This is a genomic window from Streptomyces sp. TM32 (genome assembly GCF_004122755.1).
In the GTDB taxonomy this organism is placed as follows: Bacteria; Actinomycetota; Actinomycetes; order Streptomycetales; family Streptomycetaceae; genus Streptomyces; species Streptomyces sioyaensis.
Genome location: NZ_SDIG01000220.1, coordinates 1 through 9055, shown reverse-complemented (window position 1 = coordinate 9055; position 9055 = coordinate 1). Strand labels below are relative to the sequence as shown.

The 9055-nt window shown below is 71.2% G+C and carries 7 protein-coding genes; 4 read left to right on the top strand and 3 right to left on the bottom strand.

Annotation, left to right across the window (positions count from 1 at the left end):
* Positions 1-209 precede the first annotated feature (209 nt).
* From rocD to EST92_RS29260, 3 genes are all read right to left on the bottom strand, one after another.
* Positions 210-1445: an ornithine--oxo-acid transaminase gene (gene rocD / locus EST92_RS29270; protein ID WP_129283717.1), complete on the bottom strand. Its 1236-nt coding sequence runs from the start codon at positions 1443-1445 to the stop codon at positions 210-212.
* Positions 1445-2260 (bottom strand): dimethylargininase, encoded by an 816-nt coding sequence (gene ddaH, locus EST92_RS29265; RefSeq protein WP_254069107.1) that lies wholly within the window; start codon positions 2258-2260, stop codon positions 1445-1447. The genes rocD and ddaH overlap by 1 nt, the downstream gene beginning before the upstream one ends.
* Before the next feature lie 132 nt (positions 2261-2392).
* A complete protein-coding gene (locus tag EST92_RS29260; protein ID WP_129283716.1) occupies positions 2393-2902 on the bottom strand; it encodes an Lrp/AsnC family transcriptional regulator in 510 nt (169 codons plus the stop codon).
* A gap of 203 nt (positions 2903-3105) precedes the next feature.
* On the opposite strand from EST92_RS29260, the gene EST92_RS29255 reads away from it, so the two are divergent.
* From EST92_RS29255 to EST92_RS29240, 4 genes are all read left to right on the top strand, one after another.
* A complete protein-coding gene (locus EST92_RS29255; RefSeq protein WP_129283715.1) occupies positions 3106-4329 on the top strand; it encodes an RNA-guided endonuclease TnpB family protein in 1224 nt (407 codons plus the stop codon).
* 316 nt (positions 4330-4645) lie between these two features.
* The gene (locus EST92_RS29250; protein ID WP_129283714.1) at positions 4646-5674 is read left to right on the top strand and encodes a hypothetical protein; all 1029 of its coding nucleotides are present in this window, start codon (positions 4646-4648) and stop codon (positions 5672-5674) included.
* Positions 5671-6591: an alpha-L-glutamate ligase gene (locus EST92_RS29245; protein ID WP_254069104.1), complete on the top strand. Its 921-nt coding sequence runs from the start codon at positions 5671-5673 to the stop codon at positions 6589-6591. Before EST92_RS29250 ends, EST92_RS29245 begins: the two co-directional genes overlap by 4 nt.
* Before the next feature lie 158 nt (positions 6592-6749).
* The gene (locus tag EST92_RS29240; RefSeq protein ID WP_129283713.1) at positions 6750-8987 is read left to right on the top strand and encodes a family 2 encapsulin nanocompartment cargo protein terpene cyclase; all 2238 of its coding nucleotides are present in this window, start codon (positions 6750-6752) and stop codon (positions 8985-8987) included.
* Positions 8988-9055: the final 68 nt, after the last annotated feature.

Below are 9055 nucleotides of genomic sequence, written 5' to 3'. Positions count from 1 at the left end.
GGTAGTGCGCCAGGCGCTTGGCAGCCTTCTTTCCGTACTCGACATGGGGGCGGCCGTTCAGGGTGCCGTCAAAGGCCGTCGCGAGGGTGTTTACGGGCGCGCCGGGGGTGGTTTTTCAGCGGGTCGAGCCGTCGGGCAGGCCCTGGTCGCGCAGGGCTGCCCGACGGCTCGGGGCAAAGACGGAGGCCGAGGCCGGAGAGGGGCCGCGGCTAGAGCAGCACCCGCGCCAGGGAGCCCAGCGCCGTGTCCAGTTCTTCGGATGTGATGGTCAGCGGCGGGGCCAGCCGGATCGTCGAGCCGTGGGTGTCCTTGACCAGGATGCCTTCCTTCATCAGGCGTTCGCTGATCTCCCGGCCGGTGCCGAGGGCGGGGTCGATGTCCACGCCCGCCCACAGGCCGCGGGCGCGGAAGCCGGTCACGCCCTTGCCGGTCAGCGCGGTCAGGCCGGTCCGCAGCTGTGCGCCGAGCTCGGTGGCGCGGCCCTGGAACTCCCCGGTGGCGAGCAGTTCGATCACGGCCGAACCGACCGCGGCCGCCAGGGGGTTGCCGCCGAAGGTCGAGCCGTGCTGGCCGGGGCCGATCACGCCGAGCACCTCGTGGCGGGCGACGACCGCGGAGACCGGGACGATGCCGCCGCCGAGGGCCTTGCCCAGGAGGAGCACGTCGGGGACGACGGACTCGTGCTCGACGGCCAGGGTCTTTCCGGTGCGGCCCAGGCCGGACTGGATCTCGTCGGCGATGAACAGGCAGCCGTTGCGCCGGGTCAGTTCGCGGACGCCGGTGAGGTAGCCGTCGTCGGGGATGAGGACGCCGGCCTCGCCCTGGATGGGCTCGATCAGCACCGCGGCCGTGGTCTCGTCCAGGGCCGCTTCGAGCGCGGCCAGGTCGTTGTAGGGGACGGTGCGGAAGCCGGGGGCGAAGGGGCCGAAGCCGACGCGGGCGTCGTCGTCGTCGGAGAAGCCGACGATGGTGGTCGTCCGGCCGTGGAAGTTGCCGCCGGCCACCACGATCGTCGCCCGGTCCGCCGGGACGCCCTTGACGTCGTACGCCCACTTGCGGGCGACCTTGATGCCGCTCTCCACCGCCTCGGCGCCGGTGTTCATCGGCAGCACCATGTCCAGGCCGGTCAGCTCGGCGAGGCCCTCGGCGAAGCCGGCGAGCCGGTCGTTGTGGAACGCGCGGGAGGTGAGGGTGAGTTGATCCAGCTGGCGGTGTGCGGCCTCGATCAGCGCCGGGTGCCGGTGGCCGAAGTTGAGTGCCGAGTAGCCGGCCAGCATGTCGAGGTAGCGGTGTCCCTCGACGTCCTCGACCCAGACGCCCTCGGCGCGTGCGACCACCACGGGCAGCGGGTGGTAGTTGTGCGCGAGAACCGGGCCCTCGGCCTGGATCAGCTCCGCGGACGAACGGGGAGCGAGCACCGGGGCGGTACGAGTGGGAGCGGTCATCAGCGGATCTCCTGGGTGCAGCACTTGATGCCACCGCCGGCCTTGTGGAACTCGGACAGGTCGACGGGGACGGGGACGTAGCCCCGGGCGGCGAGCCGGCCCATGAGGCCGGTCGCCTGGGGCGCGATGAACACATGGCGGCCGTCGGAGACGGAGTTGAGCCCGAAGGCCATGGCGTCGTCCCGGGTGGCGAGCACCGCATCGGGAAAGAGCCGGGCGAGCACCTCGCGGCAGCCGGGTGAGAACGCCTCCGGGTAGTACGCGATGTTCTCCTCGTCGAGCACGAAGAGCGCGGTGTCGAGGTGGTAGAAGTGCGGGTCCACCAGCTGGAGGCTGATGGTCGGCACCCCGAAGTACTCCTGTACCTCCTGGTGGGCGGCGCGGGTGGTGCGGAAGCCGGTGCCGGCCAGCACATAGGGGCCCGCCGGGACCAGATCGCCCTCGCCCTCGCACACCGACTCCGGCCGGTAGACGTCGAAGCCGGCGGCCTTGAACCACGTCTCGTACGCGGTGGACTCCGGCCGTCGCTGCGGGGCGTGGAAGAGCGAGCCGAAGACCCGCCCCGCCAGGACCAAGGCCGCATTCGCCGCGAACACCATGTCCGGCAGTCCGGGCACCGGCGCCACGGTCTCCACCGTGTGCCCGTGCGCCCGGTAGGCGCCCCTCAGGGCCTCCCACTGGCGGGCGGCGAGCGCGGTGTCGACCGGTGCGTCCGTCCGCATCCAGGGGTTGATGGCGTACTGCACATCGAAGTGCCGGGGTTCGCACACCAGAAAGCGCCGCGGGCGCGGCACACGACTCGTCAGCACGGACATCCCTCCGCTCCGCTCCTGCCGTGACAGACCGTTAAGGGTTGTCACCTCGTGTTTTCCACGGTACGGAGCGAGGGATTCCGGCATCAAGAAACAAATGCTGCGTATTGGCGCAGCAATACTGCGTGTCGGCGGCTATTTCTGCACGTTTTCTGCGCCGGTCTGGCCGAAGGATCCGCCGGCGCCGGCCTCCGGGCTCTCCGGCAGCAGATGGGACAGCACCATGTAGCTGATCGTCTTGCGGATGAACGGTTCGGTCCGGATGCGTTCGAGTACCTCCTCGAAGTGCTCGACATCGGTCGCCCGCACATGGAGCAGCGCATCGGCGCCCCCGGTGACGGTCATCGCCGCGGCGATCTCCGGATGGTTGCGGACGACCTCCGCGAGCCGCCGGGGCGGGGCGGCGCTGTCGCAGTACACCTCGACGTACGCCTCGGTCAGCCAGCCCAGTGCGGACGGCCGGACGGTGGCGCTGAACCCCGTGATCACCTTGCTCTCCCGCAGCCGGTCCACCCGCCGTTTCACCGCGGTGGCCGACAGCCCGATCGCGCCACCGATCTCCGCGAAGCTCGCCCGGCCGTTGTCGATCAGCGCCGCAATGATCTTGCGGTCGAGTTCGTCGAAGGGTGCGGCCTTGCTGGTCACTGGATACCTCCCAGGATGCCCCGGCCTTCAGGCCGGGGTGGGGGTACCTCCCGCTTGCGGGTGAGAATCGGAGCCTTCCGGAGCGGGGCAGGGAAAGCCGGATTGCCGTCAGGGGGATTCGGCGTCCACTCGTCGCGGTGGTGAGGTGGCCCGCCAAGATCAATGAATCTCAACTGTCGTACCTCCCAGATAGGTTGGTGTTCATGACGACGGCACAGGAAAGGGCAGGTGCCGGGCGTGCCCGGTACACCTACCGCCTTCGCGTGTCGTCCACCGCAGCTGCCTTGCTTGAGGCGGAGTGGGCGCGGTGCCGGTGGCTGTGGAATGAGTGCTGCGCCCGCTCGATGAAGGCGTATGCCGAGGGCGAGAAGTGCGGTCCGGCTCGTTTGGACAAGATGCTGACCGAGGCCCGGACCCGCATGGCGTGGCTGCGTGAAGGATCCAGCGTTCCTCAGCAGCAGCTCGTACGCGATTTCGCCACGTTGCGTGCCAAAGCTTTGAAGGACATCAAGGGCCGGTTGCCAATGCGGCAGCGGGCGGGGATGCCGAAGTACAAGAAGAAGCACCGGGCCGACCCCAGCCTCAACTACACGCAGCGCGGATTCCGGATCAAGGACGGCCGCCTGCGCCTCGCTGGCGGCGTCGTCTTGACGGTGGTGTGGTCGCGGGAGCTGCCCGAGCCCCCGTCGTCCGTGCGCGTATACCGCGACAGCATCGGGCACTGGTACGCCTCGTTCGTCGTGGCCACCACCACCGAGCACCTGCCACAAACCGGCGCGGTGATCGGGATCGACTGGGGCGTCAAGGAGACCGCGACCACGACCAGCAACGAGCACGACCTTCCCCATGTCGAGTACGGAAAGAAGGCTGCCAAGCGCCTGGCGCACTACCAGCGGATGATGGCCCGCCGCTGCGCCCCGCGCGGCAAGGCTCAGTCCAAGGGCTACCGCCGGGCGCAGAAGCAGGCCGCCAAGGTGCACAAGAAGGTCGCCCGGCAACGCCAGGACAGCGCCCGCAAGTGGGCCAAGCGTCTCGTGCGCGATCACGACGCTTTGGCCGTGGCGGACTTCCGCCCAAAGTTCCTGGCCAAGTCCACGATGGCTCGCAAGGCAGCGGATGCGGCCATCGGCGCCACGAAGGCTGCCCTGGTCGAGATGGGCCGCAAGCACGGCAGGGCCGTGTACCTGGTCCACCCCGCGCACACCACCATGGACTGCGCACGGTGCGGAGCGAGAACCAAGCACGCACTACCTCTCTCAGAACGAACCTACACGTGCACCGCGTGCGGAGCCGTCTCGCCCAGAGACAAGAACTCCGCCCGCGTGATGCTCGTCCGGGCTGGTCTCAACCCGGTTGGTGCTGATCGTGTAAGAGCTGACGGGCCGCTGGTCCGCAGCCGACGTGAGCCAGGAATCCCCCGCCTCTAGGCGGGGGAGGATTCAATGGACCTCCCGTTGCATCTGGTCCCGCTCGGCCGCGGTCGCCTTACCGTAGCGACACCGGGCGCGCGGGGCCGCTCGGCCCGCCTCGACGTGTGCCCAGAGGTCAGCCGCCCGGCCGCGGGCGGGGTGCCGGTCGTCCGTGAAATGGCCACCGCGCTACGGGAGCAGCCGCACGAGCGCGGGCACAGGTGCCGGGTGCGTAGGCCCACGGCGCTGCCTGATCCCCGCATGGGATCCTGGTACGTCATGGATCTGCCGGGCGGACGGTGGACGGACGTGCGGCGATGACGAGGGTGCCCCGATGAGACTCTGCTTCCTGGTGGAGGAGCAGTACCGCCACGACGGCATGCCGCTGGACGTGATCCGCCAACTCGGCGCCTGGGGCCACCAGGTGGACGTGCTGTGGCCGGGCCGCTCGCTGATATCCCTGTCCGACGCGATCCAGGCGGGCAGCCATGACGCCTGGGTCCTCAAGACCGTCTCCGGCGGTCCGGGGCTGACCCTGCTGGAGGCCGCGGCGTCCGCCGGGCTGACGACGGTGAACGACGTCCGGGCGATCCGGGGGGTGCGCGACAAGGCGCTGGCCGCGGTGCTCGCCCGTGGTACGGGGCTGCCCGTCCCCGTGACGTATGCGGCGGCCCGGCCCGAGGAGCTCGCGGAGATACCCGAGGCGGAGTTCCCGCTCGTGGTCAAGCCCGCGGACGGCAGTTCGGGGCGCGCGGTCCGGCTGGTGGCGACGCCGGAGCGGCTGCTGGAGCCCGTGGCGCCGGACGGCTCCGCGGGCACGGGCGACGGGGGCGGCGGACTGCTCATCGCCCAGCCCTACGTCCCCAACTCCGGTACGGATCTGAAGGTCTACAGCGTCGCCGGTGAGCTGTACGCGACCGAGCGGTGCTCGCCCCTGCACCCCGGGCACGACGTACGCGAACGTCAGGTGCCGCTCACCGCCGAGGTCGCCCGGATCGCCGCCCGGATCGGCGAGGTCTTCGGCCTCGACCTCTACGGCGTCGACATCCTGCTAGGGCCCGACGGCCCGGTGGTCGTCGACATCAACGACTTCCCCAGCTTCCGTCAGGTGCCGGACGCGGTCGCCCGGGTGTCCGCCGCCGTGCTGGAGCTCGCCCGGCGCGGGACGAGCGGGCGGGACGCCGCGCCGGCGGCCGGGTGGGCGGCCGGGCCGGAGGGCGGACGGGCGTCGGGGCAGTCGAAGACGGGGGCCGGACCGGCGTCGGGGCTGCCGAAGGCGGGAGCCGCCCCGACGGCGCCGCGCTCCGGGCCCCCTCTTCCGCGCCCGGCCCGGCCCACCGCGCCCCTCGGCGGCGGCCGATGAGGATCTGTCTGCTCACCGCCGACCCCGGCCATCCGCTGCTGGCCGCCGTCACCGCGCTGCTGGCCCCGGAGCACCAGGTCGTCCCGCTGGATCCGGGCAGCGCCACCGCGGGCCCCGGCCTCTTCCCGCTCGCCGACGTCTATCTCCTCAAGGCGCGGACCCCGCGGGCGCTGGCGCTCGCCGCCTTCCTGGAGGAGCACGGCGCCCCGGTGCTCAACTCCGCGGCGGCGACCGCGCGCTGCCAGGACCGCGTCGCGATGGCCGACGTGGCCCGCGCGGCCGGGCTGCCGTTCGCCGCCACCACCGCGCTGACCACGGTCGGCCGGCTGGCGGCGGCCGGCGAACCGGCCACTCCGCTGGTGCTCAAGAGCCGGTTCAGCCGGCGCCACGACCTGGTGGCCCGCGCCGACAGCGCCGCGGGGCTGCGGGAACTGGCCGCGGACTGGGCCCAGGAGCCGGTGGTGGTCCAGGAGTTCACCGCGAACAGCGGCTGGGACCACAAGCTGTGGGTGGTCGACGGCCGGCTCTTCGCCGGGCTGCGCCGCTCGGAGCTGGCCCCGGGCGGCCGCGGGCCGACCCGGTCGCTGCCGGCCGGCGAACTGCCCGCGAGCTGGCGGGCCGCCGCGCTGCGGGCCGGCGAGATCTTCGGCCTGGACGTCTACGGCGTGGACGTCCTCGACGCCGGCGGCGGCGCGCCGCTGCTCGTGGACATCAATGCCTTCCCCGGTATCCGCGGCCAGGCCGGCGCCCCGGAGGCGCTCGCGGAACTCGCCCTGCGGACGGCGGTGAACGGCCGGACGGCGGTGAACGGCCGGACAGCGGTGAACGGCCGGACGGCGGCGCACGGCCGGACGGCGGCGATCGGCCGGCCGACCACCACAGGCGAAACAAAGCGGCCAGAAGTCAGCCAGAAATAAGCCTGGTTCAGCGCACTTCGAACCGAAGCGGCATGGAGGCGGAAGCTCCTCCTCCATAAGGCCTAAGCCCCCGACCACCGGGGTAGCGCTGCCCCCGTTCAAGGGGGGCGTGGATCGGCGCGCCGTCCCTCCGTACGCAGGGGAAGAGGCCAGCAACGGTGTCGCAGCAGCCATTCGAATTGCCCACCTTCTACACGCCCCACCCGGCGCGGCTGAACCCGCACCTGGAGGCGGCCCGTACGCACTCCAAGACGTGGGCGCGCGACATGGGAATGCTGGAGGGCTCCGGCATCTGGGAGGAGTCGGACCTCGACGCCCATGACTACGCCCTGCTGTGTTCCTACACCCACCCGGAATGCGACGCCGACGCGCTCTCGCTGGTGACCGACTGGTACGTCTGGGTCTTCTTCTTCGACGACCACTTCCTGGAGACGTTCAAGCGGACGCTGGACCGGGAGGGCGGCAAGGCGTACCTCGACCGGCTGCCGGCGTTCATGCCGATGGACCTGGCCGCGCCCGTTCCCGAGCCGGTCAACCCCGTCGAGGCGGGCCTCGCCGACCTGTGGGCGCGCACCGTGCCGCAGATGTCCATGGACTGGCGGCGGCGGTTCGCCGAGAGCACCGAGCATCTGCTCAACGAGTCGCTCTGGGAACTGTCCAACATCGACATCCACCGGGTGCCCAACCCCGTCGAGTACATCGAGATGCGCCGCAAGGTCGGTGGTGCGCCCTGGTCGGCGGGCCTGGTGGAGTACGCGACCGGCGCCGAGGTCCCCGCCGCCGTCGCCGGGTCCCGGCCGCTGCGGGTGCTGCGCGACACCTTCTCCGACGGCGTCCATCTGCGCAACGACCTCTTCTCCTACCAGCGGGAGACGGAGGAGGAGGGCGAGCTGAGCAACGGCGTCCTGGTCCTGGAGACCTTCTTGCGGTGCACCACCCAGGAGGCCGCGGACGCCGTCAACGACCTGATCACCTCGCGGTTGCAGCAGTTCGAGAACACCGTCCTCGCGGAACTCCCCGCGCTCTTCGCCGAGGAGGGCCTGGACCCGCACTCCTGCGCGGACGTGCTGGCGTACGCCAAGGGGCTCCAGGACTGGCAGTCCGGCGGCCATGAATGGCACATGCGCTCCAGCCGCTACATGAACGGCGGCGGATCCGCGGCCCGCACCTCGCCCGCCTGGTCGCCGTTCCCCCTCGGCGGACTCGGCACCTCGGCGGCGGATCTGCGGCGCGCCCTGGCCACGGCCGGTGCGCACCGTCTGCGCAGCACCACGCATGTGCCGCACCGGAAGGTCGGCCCGTCCCACATCCCCGACATCCACATGCCGTTCGCCACCACCCTCAGCCCGCATCTGGCGGGCGCCCGCCGCCGCGTCGTCGAGTGGGCGCACCGGATGGGCATCCTCCGGCCGCAGCCCGGCGTGCCGCTGTCCGACGTCTGGGACGAGCCCGCGATGATCCGGCACGATCTGGCGCTGTGCGCGGCCGGCATCCACCCCGACGCCACCCCCGAACAACTGGACCTCAGCGCCGCATGGCTGGCCTGGGGCACCTATGCGGACGACTACTACCCGCAGGTCTTCGGGCGGCCGCGCGACCTGGTGGCCGCCAAGGTGTGCACCGAGCGGCTGTCGTCCTTCATGCCCCTCGACCTCGCGGCGCCCACCCCGGAGCCGGTCAACGCCCTCGAACGCGGGCTGGCGGACCTGTGGCCCCGTACGGCGGAGCCGATGACCCTTGAGGCGCGCCGGGCGTTCCGCCAGAGCGTCGACACGATGACGGCCAGCTGGCTGTGGGAGCTCGACAACCAGATCCAGAACCGGATCCCCGACCCGGTCGACTACATCGAGATGCGCCGGGCGACCTTCGGCTCCGACCTCACCATGAGCCTGAGCCGCATCGGCCACGGCCGGCAGGTCCCGCCGGAGGTCTACCGCACCGGCGCCCTGCGCTCACTGGAGAACTCCGCCGCCGACGTCGCCTGCCTGATGAACGACGTCTTCTCGTACCAGAAGGAGATCGAGTACGAGGGCGAGGTCCACAACGGCATCCTGGTCGTGCAGACCTTCTTCGACTGCGACTACCCGACCGCGCTGCACATCATCCATGACCTCATGACCTCCCGCATGAACGAGTTCCGGCACGTCGCGGCCCATCAACTCCCGGTCGTCTACGACGACTTCGACCTCTCGCCGGAGGCCCGCAAGGCGCTCGACGGTTACGTCCACGAGTTGGAGAACTGGATGGCCGGCATCCTCACCTGGCACCAGGGCTGCCGCCGTTACATCGAGCCCGAGCTGCGCCACCCGATGGGTTCACCGGGCTGGCTGGGCGCCCCGACCGGCCTGGGCACGTCGGCGGCCCGGCTTGTGCGTTCGGGGGTGGGAGTGCGGTAGGCGGGCTGGGGGCGCCCAGCCAGCCCGGTGAACCCATCGGGTGGCGCAGCTCGGGCTCGATGTAACGG